Origin of the sequence: Streptomyces gobiensis, assembly GCF_021216675.1 — a bacterium.
Lineage (GTDB): Bacteria > Actinomycetota > Actinomycetes > Streptomycetales > Streptomycetaceae > Streptomyces > Streptomyces gobiensis.
Map to the genome: position 1 here is coordinate 1,889,735 of NZ_CP086120.1, position 16,232 is coordinate 1,905,966.

A 16,232-nucleotide genomic window follows, 5' to 3' on the forward strand; every position below is an offset into this window, starting at 1 on the left:
CAGGTGCCGGATCAGCCCAGCCCGCGCAGTCGGCGCCATGGTGTGAAGGTGAACACCGCGCCGCCCAGCAGGATGGCCGTACCGGCCAGCAGGCCGAGGGCGCGCAGGACGCCGCTGTCGGAGGCACCGGTCTGGGCGAGGCTGCCGCCGGTGCTGTCGGTGCCCGTACTGCCGCCGCCCGCCGTGCCCGTGGCGCCGCCGCTGTCACCGCCGCCCTGGGCGCCGCCGCTGTCAGCGCCTGTGCTGCCGCCGCTCGCCCCGCCCTGGTCCGTGGTGTCCAGTTCCAGCGACACCGCCGGGTCGTTGGCCGGGGTGCAGGTCGTGGTGGTGCCCATCGCCTCCACGGTCAGCACACCCGGGGTGAGGGTGGCGGTGCCGGTCGCTCCCGGGGTGTAGGTGCCCTTGAGATCCGGGATCTCGATGGGGTCGCCCGCGTTGATCGGCTCCTTGTTGGTCGGCCCCTCGGTCCTGACCGTGCCCTGGTCATCGCCGCCGACGACGACGTCCATGGACGGCTTGACGGAATCCCGGGGGATGTTGGCCGGGCTGTCCATCACCGACTCATTGAACTTCACCGTGAGGTCGAAGTTCTCACCTGCCTTCTTGGCGTTGATCTGCACCGGGGAGGTGGCTTCCCGGTCACCGATCGGGGTCTTGCACTCGTAGTCGACGGAGACTTCCTTGCCCTCGTACTCAGTGCCGTCCGGATCGCCCCCACCACCGGTGTCGCCACCGGTGTCGCCGCCGGTATCGCCGCCGCTGGTCCCGCCGCTGTCACCGCCAGTGGTACCCCCGGTATGCCCGCCGCTGTCGCCGCCCGTATCACCGCCGGTATTCCCACCCGTATCGCCACCGCTGTCGCCACCGCTGTCGCCGCCGGTCGTGCCTCCGGTGTCGCCCCCGTCGGTCACCGTGACGGTGGCCGCAGCGTCAACCTCCGCCGTCGGCGAGCACTTGGTGTCCGTGGAGATCGGCTGACTGACATTGATGTTGTAGTCGCCGGGTGTGAGCGTGATCTTCCCCACCGCCGTCACCTTCAGCGTGCCCTTCATATCCGAGAGCACCATGGGACTGCCCTTGGGAATGGGCGGGTTCTCCCGTGGCCCCGCCATATCCAGCGTGTCGTCCTGCGCTCCCGCGATACCGAGCTTGCCGGTCGGTTTGACAGTGTTCTCCCCCAGATCGAGGAGATCGGGATTGCCGGCGGCCGCTGCGACCGTCTTCCAGACGATCTCGATCTCCTCGCCGACCTTGGCCGTCTCCGGCGCCTGGATATCGACCTTGGTCGTCCCCTGCACCGGGGGCAGCCCGGAGATGGGCGGTGGTATGCACTCCGTCGCGTACGAGACCTCGGCAGCCTGAGCCGGGGTGGCAGCCATGAGCGCGGCCGCACCGCCGAACATCATCGCGACTCCGGCCGCTCGCCATCGTTGCGTTTTCACGGTCGTCCTTTCTGTTCGTCAGGTGCGGAAAACGTGTCCGGGGCGAACCACGGGAGCGTGTCGGCCCCGGTCTCCGGCTTGGGATCCGGACCGGGCTTGGACAGCCGTACGGTGGACCGCTGGCGTGCCCTGCCCGCGGGAGGCCGCACCCGGTCGACGATCGCCATCCCGATCCGGAAGACCGCGGCAGGTACGACCAGGAAGAGCAGAATCCAGAACAGCGTCACGCCCCAGGGCCGCCCGACCTCCCAGGGCTGCTCGGCGAGCACCTTCTTGCCGTACTTCACCGAGACCCGGTAGTCGCCATGCGCTCCCGCTGGCAGCTCAACAGCCAGCTTGACCTGTGCCTTCTTGCCCGGATCAACGGTGCCGCGCCACTGCCGCTCCTCCCACCGCGGGGCGAAGACGCCATGGGAGGTGCCGACCTGGAAGACCGGATCCTTGGCCGGGACCGACCCCTGATTGGCCACGGTCAGCACCAGCTGCCGCTGCGGCGGCGCCCCGAACCAGGTCAGCAGCCCGCTGGAGCCCGCCAGCCGCGCGGCCAGTACGGAGATCCGTTCACCACCGGGCTCGTCCTTGGGGAGCGGCTTGACCGGATGTCCGGCGATGGCGAACTCGACGTCCGCGAAGGCGTGTTCCCCGGTGACGGTGGAGGCCCGGATGACGCAGGGGCAGGCCTTCGGCGGCTCGGCGACGGGGATTTTCTTGACGAACGCCCCATCGCCGTCCGTGGTGACCGCCCGGCCTTGGGCGTTGGCGCAGGAGTTGGTGCCGCCCATCGCGTTCTGTCCGCAGATGAGCAGGGTCAGCAGCGTCTTCGGCCGCCAGTCCGCACCGGTCACGGTGACGCTGCTGCCCGCACCCGCCTGCGCCCTGGAGACCGAGACGCTGGGGTCCGCCGCCGCGTGGGCGGCCCCGGAGGACACCGTGGCAAGCATGACGGCCGTCAGCAGGACCACGGCCAGCGCCGCCCCGACGCGGCCCATGGCGGACTCCCGGCGCGCACCCCGCACTGCGCTCGCTGCCCCCACTGCGCTCGCTCCCCGCGCTGCCCTCGCTCCACTCACTTCGCCGCTCCTGTTCCCGTTCTGTCGCTTCGGCGCATCCGGCGGCGGACCCACCACAGACCGCCCACCACCAGCGCGGCCCCCACGCCAAGGACGGCCGGAGCGGCCCAGGGCGCGGTATAGCCAGCCGACGCAGTGCTCTTCGCGCCGCCCTGCGCGGTCACGGTCAGCTCGACGGTGGCCCGGTCCAGCGTGGGCGGATCGGGCCAGGGCTCGCGGAGGGTGACTCGCTGGCCGGGCAGCAGCTCCACCGGCAGTACGCGGGCCTCGCGCTGGAAGAGCGGGCCGAGCACGCCGTCGGCGCGTATGGCGAGCCGGGGCGTGAGCGCCGTATTGCCCCGGTTGACCAGGGAGTAGCGGACCTGTTCGCCCACCACCGATACGTTCTCCACGCTGAGCGCGGAGAGTGCTGGGCCGGTGACCCGCAGATGCACCCGTACGCCCGCCTCCCGCTTCCCGGCGGAGATCACCACCGCCCCCGGGTGGTCACCCGGCACCGCGTCCGGCGGGACAGTCACCGTGAACGGCACCTCGGCCCGGGTCCGCGCCGGGACCGTCACCCGCTCCTTCGCCAGCGCGATCCACGCCCCGGTGCCCCGGCTCTCACCGTCCTCCCGCACCGCGAAGCCGCCGCCGCGCTCGTTGTACGCGTCCGCGCCCCGCAGCTCATACGTACGCGCCCGCTTGCCCCGATTGGTGATCGCCACGGTGTCCTCAAGCACGGTCCCGGGCCCGGCCTCCAGATAGAAGTACGGCCGGTCCGCCGAGGTGCCGCCCCCGGCGACCGGTGCGGCGCTCCACACCCCGCCGTCCGGCCCGGCCCCCGGCCCGGACTCCGGCGCTGCCGCCCCGGCCTCCGGCAGGGCAGCGACCAGCACACAGCACAAGGCGGCGATGACCCCAGCGACCCCACGGAGGCTGCTCTGCATGGGCGGGGCCGGTCAGCGGGCGGGCTGCTGGCCGCGACGGGTGAGCCAGAGAGTTCCGGCCACTCCGGCGAGGAGCACCGTGCCGCCCAGGGTGGCAAGGGCGAGGGCGGAGTCCGCGGGGCCGGTCTTGGGGAGTTCACCGGGGCCGCCGCCGGGGCCTGTGGCCGCGGACTCATCCACCTCACCGGGCTTGATGTCGAGCGTCAGGGAGGGCTTGGGGCTGTTCTGCGGGGTGCAGGTGGTGGTCGTACCCAGCGCCTTGATGGTCAAGGTGCTCGCCGTGAAGGTGACCTTGCCGCTCTTCTTCGGGGTGTATGTACCGCTCAGGTCGTTGATCTTGATAGGGGTGTTGGCGGGTATCGCCTCGCTGTTCGCCGGGCCGCTCACCGGGACGGTGCCGCTCTCCGCACCGCCGAGCTTGATCAGCGCGCTGGGCTTCATCGCTCCCTTGCCGAGCTCAACCGGGCTGGAGGAGACGCCCTTCTCGAACGACATGGTGAGCTTGTAACCGTTGCCGCCCTTGTCGCCCTGGCCCAGCTTTTCGGCAGATATGTCGATCGGCGAGACAGCGCCCTTCTCGCCGATCGGTGTCTTGCACTGGTAGTCGACATCCACCGTCTCGGCATGCGCGGCCGGGGCTGCCAGCAGCACCGCCGAGCCGGCCGTGACCACCGTGGCCAGCGCGAGCGCTGCCCCGCGGCGGTGGCAGTGGTGGTGGGCCTTCTTGCTCTGGGACACCGGGATCCCCCTTCGCCAACGTAAGCGGACGAACGTTACTGACGTCACATCAGATCGGGCGCCGACAGTACGCCGAGCACCTTGAAAGGGGAACCCCATGGCAGGGTTGGCTGGCGGGGCTGAGCGGAGGACGGGCTCTGTTGATTCAGGACGGCCCGGCCAGTTCGGCCCAGACCGTCTTTCCGACGCCCTCGGGGCTGCGGACCACGCCCCAGTCCAGACAGAGCCGCTGGACGATAAACATGCCGTGCCCACCGGGCCGCCCCGCGCGGTGCGGAGTACGGGGGGTGGGCTGACCGCTGCCCGCGTCGACGACCTCGACCCGCAGGATCTTGGGACCGCAGCCTATGCGCAGTTCATCGGGGCCGTCGGCGTGCAGACAGGCATTGGTGACCAGCTCCGAGACGACGAGCAGGGCGTCCTCGGCCGCGGCACGCTGCTCCGCGGTGGCGGCGGGCAGCCATCCCCAGTCACGCAGCGCCTGCCGGGTGAAGTCACGGGCTCGCTGCACCGCACCGCTCGCTCCGACGAGCCGCAGACGGCGCACCTGCCGCAGCTCGCGCACCTGGCCGCCCGGCGTAGCCGGGGTCACGGCGGCACCCTCCGGCTCGGGGCCGCGATCGCCCGCCGGGGACGGCCGGGTGGTGCTCATCAGTGCTTCACCTCGCCGGTTCACCGAGTCGTATTCCTCACCGTTCTCGCCGTATCGCAGAAAACGGAACACCTGACAGATTCCAGAGGTCTCCTGCCCTAGCGGACCGTGAGAACACCCGCTGAGGCCGCTGGACTGGTGTGACGCGCGTAACGTAACGCCTAGATCACGAGTCGGGTGACTCCGCCAGCGCATCGGCCAGGGAGTCATGCACCGTGAAGACCGCTCCAGCGCCGGTGATCTCAAAGACCCGGGCGACCAAGGGAAGCATTCCGGCCAGATGGACCCCACCTCCGGCGGCCTCGGCCTTGAGCCGGGCACCGAGGAGCACATTGAGCCCGGTGGAGTCACAGAATTCAAGCCGTGAGCAGTCAACTACAAGTCTGCCGCAGCCGTCTTCGACACAGCGCTCGAGTGGCACACGCAACACGTCGGCAGTGTGGTGATCGAGCTCACCTTCGGGCGTAATCACCGCGCTGCCGCCATGGCGTCGTACGTCGACCGTCAGCCGGCCCCGGTGGCTTGTGCTGCCGGGCATCCCGCGGTCCATGTACACCTCTTCTGCTCGCTTGCGGCCTATCTGCTCCCCGTCTGCGCAGAACCAAAACCCTACGCCTTGACGGTCGCGGACGGTACCCAAACAACCCGCGCAATACGCGCGATTCGGACATACTGCACTTGCCATGCCCGCGCAAGAGCAGGTAGGCCTAGGAGAGACAACCCGAACACGCCGGCTTTGGAGGCGCCGCACCCCGTAGTGCACGTCACGGCTTCGGCAGCCATATGCCGAGAATGATGGAGGACACCATGTCACCCCAGCTCGACGAGTCGCGCACCGAGCGGAGCGTCACCGACCACGACGCCTATGAGACCGCACCGGCCGCGCCGTCGACAACCCCGCCCGAACAGATCGAGACCGAGATCGACGGCGCGGCCATCGAGGAACTCTTCGATCAGCTCGCTGGAATTCCGCCGATTCCACCGTTCGACGAGGTGGGGCCGCTGGATGCACGAGCCCTGTCCAAGACCCTCTTCGAGCGTCTTGAATCCCTTGAAGAGGGCACGCATGAATATGCGTACGTACGCAACACCCTGGTCGAGCTGAATCTCGCACTGGTGAAGTTCGCGGCCTCCCGGTTCCGCTCCCGCAGTGAACCCATGGAGGACATCGTCCAGGTCGGCACCATAGGCCTGATCAAGGCGATCGACCGTTTTGAGCTCGGCCGCGGCGTCGAGTTCCCCACCTTCGCCATGCCGACGATCGTTGGCGAGATCAAGCGCTTCTTCCGCGACACCTCCTGGTCCGTGCGCGTCCCGCGCCGTCTGCAGGAGCTCCGCCTCGACTTGGCCAAGGCGGGCGACGAACTGGCCCAGCGGCTGGACCGCGCCCCCACGGTGGCCGAGCTGGCCGAGCGCCTCAGCATCTCCAAGGATGAGGTCGTCGAGGGCATGGCCGCGAGCAACGCGTACACCGCGAGCTCGCTCGACGCCCAGCCCGAGGAAGACGACACCGAGGGCGCCCTCGCGGACCGTATCGGCTATGAGGACCATGGACTCGAAGGCATCGAGTACGTCGAATCACTCAAGCCGCTTATCGCCGAACTCTCCTCGCGTGACCGGAAGATACTTTCGCTGCGCTTCGTAGCGAATATGACCCAGTCCGAGATCGGTGAGGAGCTGGGTATCTCTCAGATGCATGTCTCCCGGCTGCTGTCCCGCACCCTGGGCAAGCTCCGCAAGGGGCTGATGATCGAAGAGTGACATGAGTGACGCAAGTGGCGTGCGAAAGCGCGTACCTGCGCACCATGTACATCACAGGGCCGCCCCAGCCATCCGAGCTGGTGCGGCCCTGTGATGCGCATGCCCGGTGATGTCCGTGCGTGTGTACATGCAGCCGTGTGTACATAAAGCCGTGCAACACACGGACGTCTTTCGGACTTTGCTAGAATTCTTGACGAAATCACCCACCCCCCGGGACATTTGGAACAGGTTGCCAGGGTTCCACGCCATATGGGGGATGTATGGCTCAGGGGGAGGGCCACCGGGTGGCAGAGCTCGAAGAGCTCATGAGTGACCGCCTCGGCCGGCAGTGCTTGTACGTTCCGTCCTGTCGCTTCGCGCTCTATCTGGCCCTGCGGCACTGGTGTCCGCACGGTGGAAAAATACTGATGTCGCCGGTCAATGACGATGTCATCCTCTTTGTCACCCTGGCCGCCGGCATGCGGCCGGTGCAGGCGCCCGTATCCACGGCGGACGGCAATATCGATCCGGACGCGGTCCCGGAGTCCGTATGGCCGCAGCTGGCCGCGGTACTGACGACCAATCTGTACGGACAGCCCGACCGTGTCGCCGAACTGCGCACCCGATGCGATCTGTTGGGTATCCCGCTGATCGAGGACGCGGCGCACGCGATCGGCACCGCGATCGCTGGGCGGCGCGTCGGCACCTTCGGTGTGGCCTCGGCCTTCAGCCTCTCCAAGCACGGTGCGGCCAAGGCCGGTGGCTTTCTCACCTTTGAGGACCCGGCGAAGCGGGTGGAACTCAGCTCGCTGCGGGAGGAGTTACTGCTGGGCCGCCGGATCAGCGGCGAGCTGCTGCACGCGGTGCGCCCGGCCGCCGAGGCGACGGTGCGCGGACTGCGACTGACCCGGCTCGCCTGGCGCACCGTCCGGGTGCTGGGCATGGATGAACGATACGCCCAGATCCGGATGCCGCTGCGGCCGGATGAGCTGCGCGCGGCCCTCGCCCGGTCAACGCAGCCGCCGGGCCCGCCGGACCGGCTGTGTCCGCCGGGGCTGGACGCCCTGGACTCCTGGATCCGGGTGGACATGCACGGCTACCGGCAGCGTCAGGGGCCTGCCCAGCTACGGCGTATCCACCATCGGCTGGACCGTATCGAGGAGCGGATGGCGGCGCGCCGTGCGGGCACTCGGCTGCTGGCCCGCAGCCCTTGGGCGCCGGACTCGCTCCGGCTCAGCGCGCTGAGACCGGAGCTCGCTCAGCCGCTCTTCCGGGTGCCGCTCATGGTCGCTGACCGGGACGCGATGATCGACCAGCTGGCACGGCACCACATCACCACCGGGTATCTCTACGACGCGCCGCTGGACACCTATGCGGGCGCGGAGTTCACGGAGCTCTCGCCCTCGCCGGAGCAGGCCGCCTGGTTCGCCCGGCACGCCCTCCCGGTGGATCCGCTGCAGGCGCTGCGGGTGATCCGCTTGCTGACCGAGGCGGGTGCCAGAGCGGCTCCGGATCCCCCGCCCCGATTGGCCGCCCCCAGGTTGCGGAATTTGCAGCCATAAACCCAACAATTGGTGCGGAAGGTACTAAACCCCACCCGGGGAGGTAGTCCCGTGGCCCGCCGGCGTTCGGTACGTAATCCCGCACTCATAGCCAGAGCCACGGCCGTGGCCCTCGCGGTCACAGTCTCGGCGGTGGCCTGTGACGGCGGCACCGACCGGAATGCGAACGGGGACTCCGCCAACGAGCTCTTCTTCCAGCCCGCCGCGGACGCGGGCCCGGACCCCTTCACCGACTCGACGGTCAGCCGTCCCCCGGCCCAGCCGTCGCCGCCGCCCGCCACTTCTCCACCGCCCACGACACCGCCGCCCACAGAGCTGGCCACGTACCGCTCCATGGCGGGCTCAACCGCAGGTCTGTACGGCGGTTCCAGGGACACCGCGAGCTGTGATGTGGAGAAGCAGATCCGTCTCCTCACCCAGCAGCAGGACAAGCGGCGTGCCTTCGCCGGGGCGCTCGGCATCAGCGAGTCCGGTCTCCCGCCCTATCTGCGCGGGCTGACCTCGGTAGTCCTGCGCGCGGACACCCGGGTCACCAACCATGGCTTTGTGAACGACCGCGCCAGCGAATTCCAGTCGGTGCTGCAGACCGGCACCGCGGTTCTGCTGGACGACAAGGGCCTGCCCCGGGTCCGCTGTGCCAGCGGCAGCCCGCTCGCCTCACCGGCCCCGCTGGAGGGCGACGCGAGCTATACGGGCCCGGCCTGGGACGGTTACCACCCGGCCCAGACGGTCGTGGTCACCCCGGCGCCGCAGCCGCTGACGGACATCGTCATCGTCGACACCCCCAACAACATCTGGATCGAGCGGCCCGTCGGCGGCGGCAAGAACGGCGAGAACGGCGAGAACGGCAAGAACGGAAAGGACAGAGTCCTCCGGAAGCCACCCGGCCCGGACCCGCACATCAGCCCGACGACACCATCGCCGGACCAGAAGAAACCGAGCTCGGACACGGAGCCACCAAGCGCCCCCGCCAACCTCAGGGGCAAGGCAACCGGCCCCGCTACCGCCCATCTCACCTGGGACGAGGCCACCGACGACGTGGGCGTCACCGGCTACCAGGTCATCCAGCAGGGCACCGCCACTCCCATCCACGAGCTCGGCCAGAACGCCCGGGAGGCGGACGTCTCCAGCCTGGAGGTCGGAATCAGCTACACCTTCACGGTCAAGGCGATCGACGAGGCGGGCAATGTCTCCGAAGCGTCCAACGAGGTGGAAATCATCCCGAAGACAAGCCCCCGTCCCAGCCCCAGCCCGCCGACCATCGTTCCGCCTCCCGTGGTGACCAGCCCTACTCCCCTGCCGGACGACCTCCGCCAGCCCCGCCATGGCGAGCCCGGACACGGGTGAGGACCCGCTACGTCAACCTCATAGGGCCGACCGTAGCGCCGTCACCCGGGGTCACGCCCCAGAAAGGCGACCAGACGGTCGCTCGGTCCGGCGGATGACGGCAGGGCGACGGCGGGTGCGAAGAGCGGGCTGCGGGCGTTGGAGGGCGGAACGAGCAGCGGGCAGAGCCCCAGCAGCTCGGTAGCGAGCCCGCGGGGCACCGGGCGGCGCTGCCCGGAGGACCGAGCGATGTCCCAGCCGTGTACGGCTATCTCCAGGGCACCCGCGCTGGTGACAGCACCGGCCGTCAGCGGACACCCGGCAACGGTGATCAGGCGGCCGGTACGGTCACTGCCGCCAGCACCACCAGCACAGCCGTCGTTGGCCCAAGCCGCCAGCAGTCCGGTAGCGCGCAGCCGGAACGCCTCGGCGGGGTCATCGGCCGCCCGGCCGTCCTCCGGCCCCGGGCCGAGCGCGATGGCGCCGGTGCCGACGCCCTCCAGCAAGGCGGCCAGGGATTCGTTGAGATGCCGCAGGAGCATCCGCAGATCCCAGCCCTGGCAGGGGGTCGGCTGGTGCAGCAGCTCCGGCGTGACGGGCCGGACCGTACCGAGGGCGTAACTGATCGCGCGTTCCAGCAGCTCCGTACTGCCTGTGCTGCCTGTACTGCCCGGCCCGCCCGGCCCGGTCATCGGCCGCCGCGCCGCTATGCGCTGAGGTCCTGGAAGATCTGGATGTAGTTTCCATCCGGGTCTTCCAGCGTGGCAAGGAGCACCGGCTCACCGGGGGCGGGCTCCTCCACCGGGCGGATCCACCGCACATCCAGCTCCGCGGCCAGATGGTCCGCGGTCGCACGGATGTCGTCGACCTCGAAGTTTACGAGGATACGACCGGGCTCAGCGGCCTTCGGCCCGACGTCATCGCGGCTCTCGAAGATCAGATAGGTCCCGCCGAGCTCCAGCGCGAGCACCGGCCCCTCCTTCGCCGCACCAGGTGCGAACGCCGTCCGGTACCACTCCCAGAGCCGGTCCGGATCGGTGCTGCCCAAAACGATGCCGCCCAGATGCGGGTTCTTCCGGGTTGATGTCGGTGACATGGCCACTCCCTTGAGGTCTATGGATGGCTTGAGGCCGATTGGCAGCCGGTTGGCGACCGTCATCCGTACAGACCCGGCGGGCGGCGAAAACTCATCGGTCGCTGCTCAGTGCCGCACCAGTTCACCCCGCTGCCAGACATCTGTGACCAGCGGAACGCCCGGCCGGTAGACGAGATGAACATGGCTCGGGGCGTCCAGCAGGGCCAAGTCGGCCCGGCTGCCGGGGGCGAGGCGGCCGATATCGGTGCGGCGCAGCGCGGCGGCGCCTCCTGCGGTCGCCGACCAGACCGCCTCATCCGGGGTCATGCCCATCTCCCGGACGGCGATCGCGGCACAGAACGGCATTGAGCTGGTGAAGGAAGAGCCCGGGTTGCAGTCGGTGGACAGCGCGACCGTCACCCCCGCGTCAAGGAGGCGGCGGGCATCGGGGTACTCGGCACGGGTGGAGAACTCACAGCCCGGGAGGAGCGTGGCGACGGTTGAGCCCTGCGCCAGCGCGTCCACATCGGCGTCCGTCAGATGGGTGCAGTGGTCGGCCGAGGCCGCCTCCAGCTCGACAGCGAGCTGAACGCCGGGGCCGTAGGAAAGCTGGTTGGCGTGGACCCGTGGGATGAGGCCGCGTGCCATGCCCGCGGTGAGGATGGCACGGGCCTGGTCGCCGTCGAAGGCGCCCTTCTCACAGAAGACATCCACCCAACGGGCGTACGGGGCACAGGCGTCAAGCATCTCGCCGGTGACCAGCCGGACATACCCGGCCGGGTCGTCCTCGTACTCGGGGGCGACGATATGGGCGCCGAGGTAGGTCACCTCTTCCAGGTGCATGGCGGCGATTTGCAGGGCCCGGGCCTCTTCATGGGCGGTGAGGCCATAGCCCGACTTGGTCTCCAGGGTGGTCGTGCCCTGCCGCAGCATCTCCCGGATGAACCTCCCGAGGTTGGCGGACAGCTCGTCGTCGCTGGCCAGCCGGGTGGCGGTGACAGTGGTGCGGATGCCGCCCGCGGTGTAGGAGCGGCCGGACATCCGGGCGTTGAACTCCTGGGTCCGGTCGCCGCCGAACATCAGATGGGAGTGGGAGTCCACAAAGCCGGGAATGGCCGCCCGGCCACCCGCGTCGTACAGGGCGTCCGCAGCCGGAGCCTTGGCGGTTGGCCCGACCCACGCGACCTGCTCACCGTCGATGACGACGGCGGCGTCCTCAATGAGCCCCAAGGGTCCCTCCCCGAGGGCCGGGTCATTGGTGACCAGGCTGCCAATGTGCTGGATGACACTGGTCTCAGTCATAGAGGTTCCCCTGTTTTCTCGTTGGTTTCCCGTCCGGTGGTTTCCCGTCCGTTGGCTTCCTGCCCCTGTCATGGCACAGCGGCTGGCTGTCATGCGACAGCGGCGACGAGGGCGGCCGGGACATCCGGCACCAGCTGATGGACCCCGTCACGGACGATCTGCCGGCCACCGACGACAGTGTGGCGGACATCGGCGCTGGTCGCCGCGTAGACCACCGCCTCGGCGGCGAGCCGTGGCGCGGGTCCGGCCGTACGGACCGTATCCAGTGCGATGGTGGTGAAGTCGGCCAGCGCGCCGGCCTCAAGGCGGCCCGCCTCCGGCCAGCCCAGGGCCGCGTGGCCATTGCCGGTCGCCGCGCGCAGCAGCTGGGCCGCCGTCCAGTGGCCACGGGTACGGGTGCGCAGCCGCTCATTGAGCTCCATCGCGCGGGCCTCTTCAAGCAGATCGATGACGGCGTGACTGTCGCTGCCGAGCGAGAGCGGACTACCGGCCCGCTGGACGGCGACGGCCGGGCCGATGCCATCGGCCAGGTCCCGCTCGGTGGTGGGGCACATACACACCCCGGTGGACGAGCCGCCGAGCAGTGCGATGTCGGTGTCGGTGAGGTGGGTGGCGTGCACGGCGGTCGTACGGGCGCCCAGTACGCCGTGGTCGGCGAGGAGCTGGGTGGGGGTACGGCTGTGCGCCTGCTGGCAGGCTTCGTTCTCGGCGGGCTGCTCGGAGAGGTGGAGATGGAGGGGCGCGCCACGGTCCGCCGCCCACTGGGCGACGGTGTTCAACTGGTCGGCGGGTACGGCCCGTACGGAGTGGATGGCCGCACCGATACGGCTGTGGTCATCCGGTTTGAGCTCGCTCGCCCGCTCGGCCCAGTCGGCGGCCGTGCCGTCGGAGAAGCGGAGCTGGTGCTGGTTGGGGGCGATGCCGCTGTGCTCGTTCACGATGCCGGCGGCGAGATAGCAGGTGTCCAGGAGCGTGATCCGGATCCCGGCCTCGGCGGCGGCCGCGACAAGGGCCTGGCCCATGGCGTTGGGGTCGTCGTAGCGGGTGCCGCCGGGGGCGTGGTGGAGGTAGTGGAACTCCCCGACGCAGGTGATCCCCGCGAGCGCCATCTCGGCGTAGGTGGCCCGGGCGAGGGCGTGGTACGTATCCGGGGTGAGGCGGGAGGCGACCTGGTACATCGCCTCGCGCCAGGTCCAGAAGGTTCCGGAGCCGGCTTGGGCCGTGCCGCGCAGGGCGCGGTGAAAGGCGTGACTGTGGCTGTTCGCCAGCCCTGGGACCGTGCAGCCGCGCAGTACGGTCGCGCCCGGTGGCGGAGCTTCGGTCTCGGTCCGTACGGCCGTGATCCGCCCGTCCGACGACACCTCGATGGCAACGTCTGGCTCGACGGTGTCACCCAGCCAGGCGTACTCCGCCCAGTAGGTCACTGGCATGCCAGATCCTCCAGTACATCGGCGAGCGCGGTCACTCCGGCCACGCAGTCGTCCTCCCCGGCGAACTCGGCGGGCGAGTGCGATACCCCCGTGGGGTTGCGTACGTACAGCATGGCGGTGGGTATCCGCGCGGACAGGATCCCCGCGTCATGGCCCGCCCCGGTGGGCAGCACCGGGACACCGCCGAGCCGCGCCGCGAGCCGGTCGCGCAGCCCATGGGCGAACTCCACGACGGGGGTGAAGGACTCCTGGGTGACCTGGACGGCTACGCCCTCGCCCTCGCCATGCTCGATCGCCGCCCGCTCGATCGCGGTGACAACGGTGGACAGCGTCCCTTCGTCAGGGGCGCGGGAGTCAAGCCAGCCACTGACGAGGGAGGCGATGGCGTTGACACCGCCCGGGTCCACATTGACCTTGCCGAAGGTGGCCAGAGCGCCGGTGAGCTCCGCCTTCTGACGGGCGGCCAGGACCGTATGGGCGTAGGTGAGCATCGGGTCACGGCGGTCATCAATACGGGTGGTGCCCGCGTGGTTGGCCTCCCCCCGGAAGTCGAACCGCCAGCGGCCGTGCGGCCAGATCGCCGAGGCGACGCCCACGGGGTGAGGGGTGTCGGCGAGAGCCCGGCCCTGCTCGACATGCAGCTCGACAAACGCGCCGATGCGGGCGAGGCGTTCGGGGTCGGGGCCGATGGCGTCCGGATCGTAGCCCGCCCGTTCCATGGCCTGGGGCAGGGTCACGCCATCCGCGTCGCGCAGCTGCCGCGCCTTGGCGGGGGTGAGCTGCCCGGCGGTGAGGCGGGAGCCGACGCAGGCGAGGCCGAAGCGGGCACCCTCCTCATCGCCGAAGTTGACGACGGCGATGGGTCTGGAGAGCCCCGTGAGCCCCCTCCTGCGGAGCTCATCCAGCGCGGCGAAGGACGATACGACGCCGAGCGGGCCGTCGAAGGCGCCGCCATCGGGGACGGAGTCGAGGTGTGACCCCGTCACGATGGCGTCTCCGGCGGCCGGGTCTCCCAGCCAGGCCCACTGATTGCCGTTGCGGTCCAGCTCGTAGGCGAGCCCGCGGGCTTCGGCCTGTGCCTTGAACCAGGCACGGCAGTCGGCGTCCGCCCCCGTCCAGGCATACCGGCGGTAGCCGCCGGACTCGGCGCTGCGGCCGATGGGCGCGAGGTCACGCCACATCTCCTGGAACGCGGGGTGGTATGCCCCGGTCCCTCCCCCACCGTGCTCCCTCACCCGTTCTCACCCTCGCGCATCGGGATGCGGACCTCACGCTCGGCGGCGATCTCGTCCGCGCGGTCGTAGCCCGCGTCAACATGCCGGATGACGCCCATCCCGGGGTCGTTGGTGAGCACCCGGTTCAGCTTCGCGCGGGCGAGATCCGTACCGTCGGCCACGGAGACTTGGCCCGCGTGGAGGGACCGCCCCATGCCGACGCCGCCGCCGTGGTGGATGGAGACCCACGACGCCCCCGACGCCACGTTCACCATGGCGTTGAGCAGCGGCCAGTCCGCGATCGCGTCGGAGCCGTCGAGCATCGCCTCGGTCTCCCGGTACGGGGAGGCCACCGAGCCGCAGTCCAGATGGTCGCGGCCGATCGCCAGCGGCGCGGAGATCTCGCCGCTCGCCACCATGTCGTTGAAGCGCTCACCCGCCCGGTCCCGTTCGCCATAGCCCAGCCAGCAAATACGGGCCGGGAGTCCCTGGAAATGGACCCGCTCCCCCGCCATCTTGATCCACCGGGCCAGCGACTCGTTCTCCGGGAAGAGATCGAGGATCGCCCGGTCCGTCGCCGCGATGTCCTTCGGGTCGCCGCTCAGCGCCGCCCAGCGGAAGGGGCCCTTGCCCTCGCAGAAGAGCGGCCGGATATAGGCCGGTACGAAGCCGGGGAAGGCGAAGGCCCGGTCATAGCCCGCGAGCTGCGCCTCGCCACGGATGGAGTTGCCGTAGTCGAAGACCTCGGCGCCCGCGTCCTGGAACCCCACCATGGCCTCAACATGCCGGGCCATCGATTCCCTCGCCCGCTGGGTGAAGTCGGCGGGCTTCTCGGCCGCGTAGGACGCCATATCGTCGAAGTCGACACCGAGCGGGAGATAGGCGAGCGGGTCATGGGCGCTCGTCTGGTCGGTCACGATGTCAATGGGGGCGTTCATGGCGAGCAGCTGGGGCACCAGCTCCGCCGCGTTGCCGAGGACGCCGATCGACAGCGGCTTACGCTGGTCGCGGGCGGTCGTCGCCAACTCCAGCGCGTGGTCCAGGGAATCGGCGCGTACGTCCAGATAGCGGTGCTCGATTCGGCGCTGGATCGCCCGTGGGTCGCAGTCGACGCAGATCACGACGCCGTCGTTCATGGTGACCGCCAGCGGCTGGGCACCGCCCATACCGCCAAGGCCCGCCGTCAGCGTAATGGTCCCGGCCAGCGAGCCGCTGTGCTTGTTCTGAGAAGCGAGCTTCGCCGCGACCGCCGCGAACGTCTCGTACGTCCCCTGCAGGATCCCCTGCGTTCCGATGTAGATCCAGGAACCAGCCGTCATCTGGCCGTACATGGTGAGCCCGAGCTGTTCCAGCCGCCGGAACTCCTCCCAGTTCGCCCAGTCACCGACCAGATTGGAGTTGGCGATCAGCACACGTGGCGCCCACTCATGGGTGGTCATCACGCCGACCGGACGCCCGGACTGTACGAGCATCGTCTCGTCGCCCTTGAGCGTCCTGAGCGTGCGCGTCATCGCGTCAAAGGAGCGCCAGTCGCGGGCCGCCTTCCCCGTACCGCCGTAGACGACGAGCCGGTCCGGGTGCTCCGCCACCTCCGGGTCGAGGTTGTTCTGCAGCATCCGCAGAGCGGCTTCCTGCTGCCACCCCCGGGCACTCAGCTCCGTACCACGCGGCGCTCGCACGGGTCGCGGTCCTGACATGGCCCCTGCCTCCCTGCTCTCCTCGACTGGATCAGCCTATTCATTCACTCTACGC

General features: G+C 69.7%; 15 protein-coding genes. 3 read left to right on the forward strand and 12 right to left on the reverse strand.

Annotation, left to right across the window (positions count from 1 at the left end; translation table 11 throughout):
* Positions 1-11 precede the first annotated feature (11 nt).
* The 6 genes from test1122_RS08670 to test1122_RS08695 all read right to left on the reverse strand — a co-directional run bounded on the left by test1122_RS08670 (position 12) and on the right by test1122_RS08695 (position 5,381).
* Positions 12-1,403: a hypothetical protein gene (locus tag test1122_RS08670; RefSeq protein WP_232271828.1), complete on the reverse strand. Its 1,392-nt coding sequence runs from the start codon at positions 1,401-1,403 to the stop codon at positions 12-14.
* Positions 1,404-1,438: 35 nt separating this feature from the next.
* The gene (locus test1122_RS08675) at positions 1,439-2,431 is read right to left on the reverse strand and encodes a hypothetical protein (RefSeq protein WP_422396950.1); all 993 of its coding nucleotides are present in this window, start codon (positions 2,429-2,431) and stop codon (positions 1,439-1,441) included.
* A gap of 77 nt (positions 2,432-2,508) precedes the next feature.
* A complete protein-coding gene (locus test1122_RS08680; RefSeq protein WP_232268581.1) occupies positions 2,509-3,441 on the reverse strand; it encodes a COG1470 family protein in 933 nt (310 codons plus the stop codon).
* 12 nt (positions 3,442-3,453) lie between these two features.
* Positions 3,454-4,179 (reverse strand): LPXTG cell wall anchor domain-containing protein, encoded by a 726-nt coding sequence (locus tag test1122_RS08685; RefSeq protein ID WP_232268582.1) that lies wholly within the window; start codon positions 4,177-4,179, stop codon positions 3,454-3,456.
* Positions 4,180-4,324: 145 nt separating this feature from the next.
* Positions 4,325-4,831 carry an ATP-binding protein gene (locus tag test1122_RS08690; RefSeq protein ID WP_232271830.1) on the reverse strand — a complete coding sequence of 169 codons (507 nt, stop codon included), beginning with the start codon at positions 4,829-4,831 and terminating at the stop codon, positions 4,325-4,327.
* Positions 4,832-4,997: 166 nt separating this feature from the next.
* Positions 4,998-5,381 (reverse strand): STAS domain-containing protein, encoded by a 384-nt coding sequence (locus tag test1122_RS08695; RefSeq protein WP_232268583.1) that lies wholly within the window; start codon positions 5,379-5,381, stop codon positions 4,998-5,000.
* A gap of 257 nt (positions 5,382-5,638) precedes the next feature.
* Here test1122_RS08695 and test1122_RS08700 point away from each other — a divergent pair, with 257 nt between their 5' ends.
* The 3 genes from test1122_RS08700 (at position 5,639) to test1122_RS08710 (ending at position 9,480) form a co-directional block, all read left to right on the forward strand.
* Positions 5,639-6,592, forward strand: a complete 954-nt coding sequence (locus test1122_RS08700; protein ID WP_422396951.1) for an RNA polymerase sigma factor SigF — start codon at positions 5,639-5,641, stop codon at positions 6,590-6,592.
* Between the two features lie 284 nt (positions 6,593-6,876).
* Positions 6,877-8,133, forward strand: a complete 1,257-nt coding sequence (locus tag test1122_RS08705; protein WP_422396952.1) for a DegT/DnrJ/EryC1/StrS family aminotransferase — start codon at positions 6,877-6,879, stop codon at positions 8,131-8,133.
* Between the two features lie 51 nt (positions 8,134-8,184).
* Positions 8,185-9,480 (forward strand): fibronectin type III domain-containing protein, encoded by a 1,296-nt coding sequence (locus test1122_RS08710; protein WP_232268584.1) that lies wholly within the window; start codon positions 8,185-8,187, stop codon positions 9,478-9,480.
* 41 nt (positions 9,481-9,521) lie between these two features.
* On the opposite strand, the gene test1122_RS08715 is transcribed toward test1122_RS08710, so the two are convergent.
* The 6 genes from test1122_RS08715 to hutU all read right to left on the reverse strand — a co-directional run bounded on the left by test1122_RS08715 (position 9,522) and on the right by hutU (position 16,177).
* Positions 9,522-10,151, reverse strand: a complete 630-nt coding sequence (locus test1122_RS08715) for a TIGR03086 family metal-binding protein (RefSeq protein ID WP_232268585.1) — start codon at positions 10,149-10,151, stop codon at positions 9,522-9,524.
* A 14-nt stretch (positions 10,152-10,165) separates the two neighbouring features.
* Complete coding sequence (locus test1122_RS08720) at positions 10,166-10,555, reverse strand: VOC family protein (RefSeq protein WP_232268586.1); 390 nt, start codon at positions 10,553-10,555, stop codon at positions 10,166-10,168.
* Positions 10,556-10,660: 105 nt separating this feature from the next.
* On the reverse strand, positions 10,661-11,836 hold the full coding sequence (gene hutI / locus test1122_RS08725) for an imidazolonepropionase (protein ID WP_232268587.1): 1,176 nt from the start codon (positions 11,834-11,836) through the stop codon (positions 10,661-10,663).
* An 89-nt stretch (positions 11,837-11,925) separates the two neighbouring features.
* On the reverse strand, positions 11,926-13,266 hold the full coding sequence (locus test1122_RS08730; protein ID WP_232268588.1) for a formimidoylglutamate deiminase: 1,341 nt from the start codon (positions 13,264-13,266) through the stop codon (positions 11,926-11,928).
* Positions 13,257-14,447: an allantoate amidohydrolase gene (locus test1122_RS08735; protein WP_232268589.1), complete on the reverse strand. Its 1,191-nt coding sequence runs from the start codon at positions 14,445-14,447 to the stop codon at positions 13,257-13,259. Before test1122_RS08735 ends, test1122_RS08730 begins: the two co-directional genes overlap by 10 nt.
* Positions 14,448-14,497: 50 nt before the next feature.
* Positions 14,498-16,177 carry a urocanate hydratase gene (gene hutU / locus test1122_RS08740; protein WP_232268590.1) on the reverse strand — a complete coding sequence of 560 codons (1,680 nt, stop codon included), beginning with the start codon at positions 16,175-16,177 and terminating at the stop codon, positions 14,498-14,500.
* Between the last annotated feature and the right edge of the window lie 55 nt (positions 16,178-16,232).

Coding starts and splice junctions, on each gene's coding strand:
- test1122_RS08670 (WP_232271828.1), bottom strand. CDS start 1,403: ATGTTCGGCGGTGCGGCCGCGCTCATGGCTGCCACCCCGGCTCAGGCT.
- test1122_RS08675 (WP_422396950.1), bottom strand. CDS start 2,431: ATGGGCCGCGTCGGGGCGGCGCTGGCCGTGGTCCTGCTGACGGCCGTC.
- test1122_RS08680 (WP_232268581.1), bottom strand. CDS start 3,441: ATGCAGAGCAGCCTCCGTGGGGTCGCTGGGGTCATCGCCGCCTTGTGC.
- test1122_RS08690 (WP_232271830.1), bottom strand. CDS start 4,831: ATGAGCACCACCCGGCCGTCCCCGGCGGGCGATCGCGGCCCCGAGCCG.
- test1122_RS08695 (WP_232268583.1), bottom strand. CDS start 5,381: ATGGACCGCGGGATGCCCGGCAGCACAAGCCACCGGGGCCGGCTGACG.
- test1122_RS08700 (WP_422396951.1), top strand. CDS start 5,639: ATGTCACCCCAGCTCGACGAGTCGCGCACCGAGCGGAGCGTCACCGAC.
- test1122_RS08715 (WP_232268585.1), bottom strand. CDS start 10,151: ATGACCGGGCCGGGCGGGCCGGGCAGTACAGGCAGCACAGGCAGTACG.
- test1122_RS08720 (WP_232268586.1), bottom strand. CDS start 10,555: ATGTCACCGACATCAACCCGGAAGAACCCGCATCTGGGCGGCATCGTT.
- hutI (WP_232268587.1), bottom strand. CDS start 11,836: ATGACTGAGACCAGTGTCATCCAGCACATTGGCAGCCTGGTCACCAAT.
- test1122_RS08730 (WP_232268588.1), bottom strand. CDS start 13,266: ATGCCAGTGACCTACTGGGCGGAGTACGCCTGGCTGGGTGACACCGTC.
- test1122_RS08735 (WP_232268589.1), bottom strand. CDS start 14,447: ATGTGGCGTGACCTCGCGCCCATCGGCCGCAGCGCCGAGTCCGGCGGC.
- hutU (WP_232268590.1), bottom strand. CDS start 16,177: ATGTCAGGACCGCGACCCGTGCGAGCGCCGCGTGGTACGGAGCTGAGT.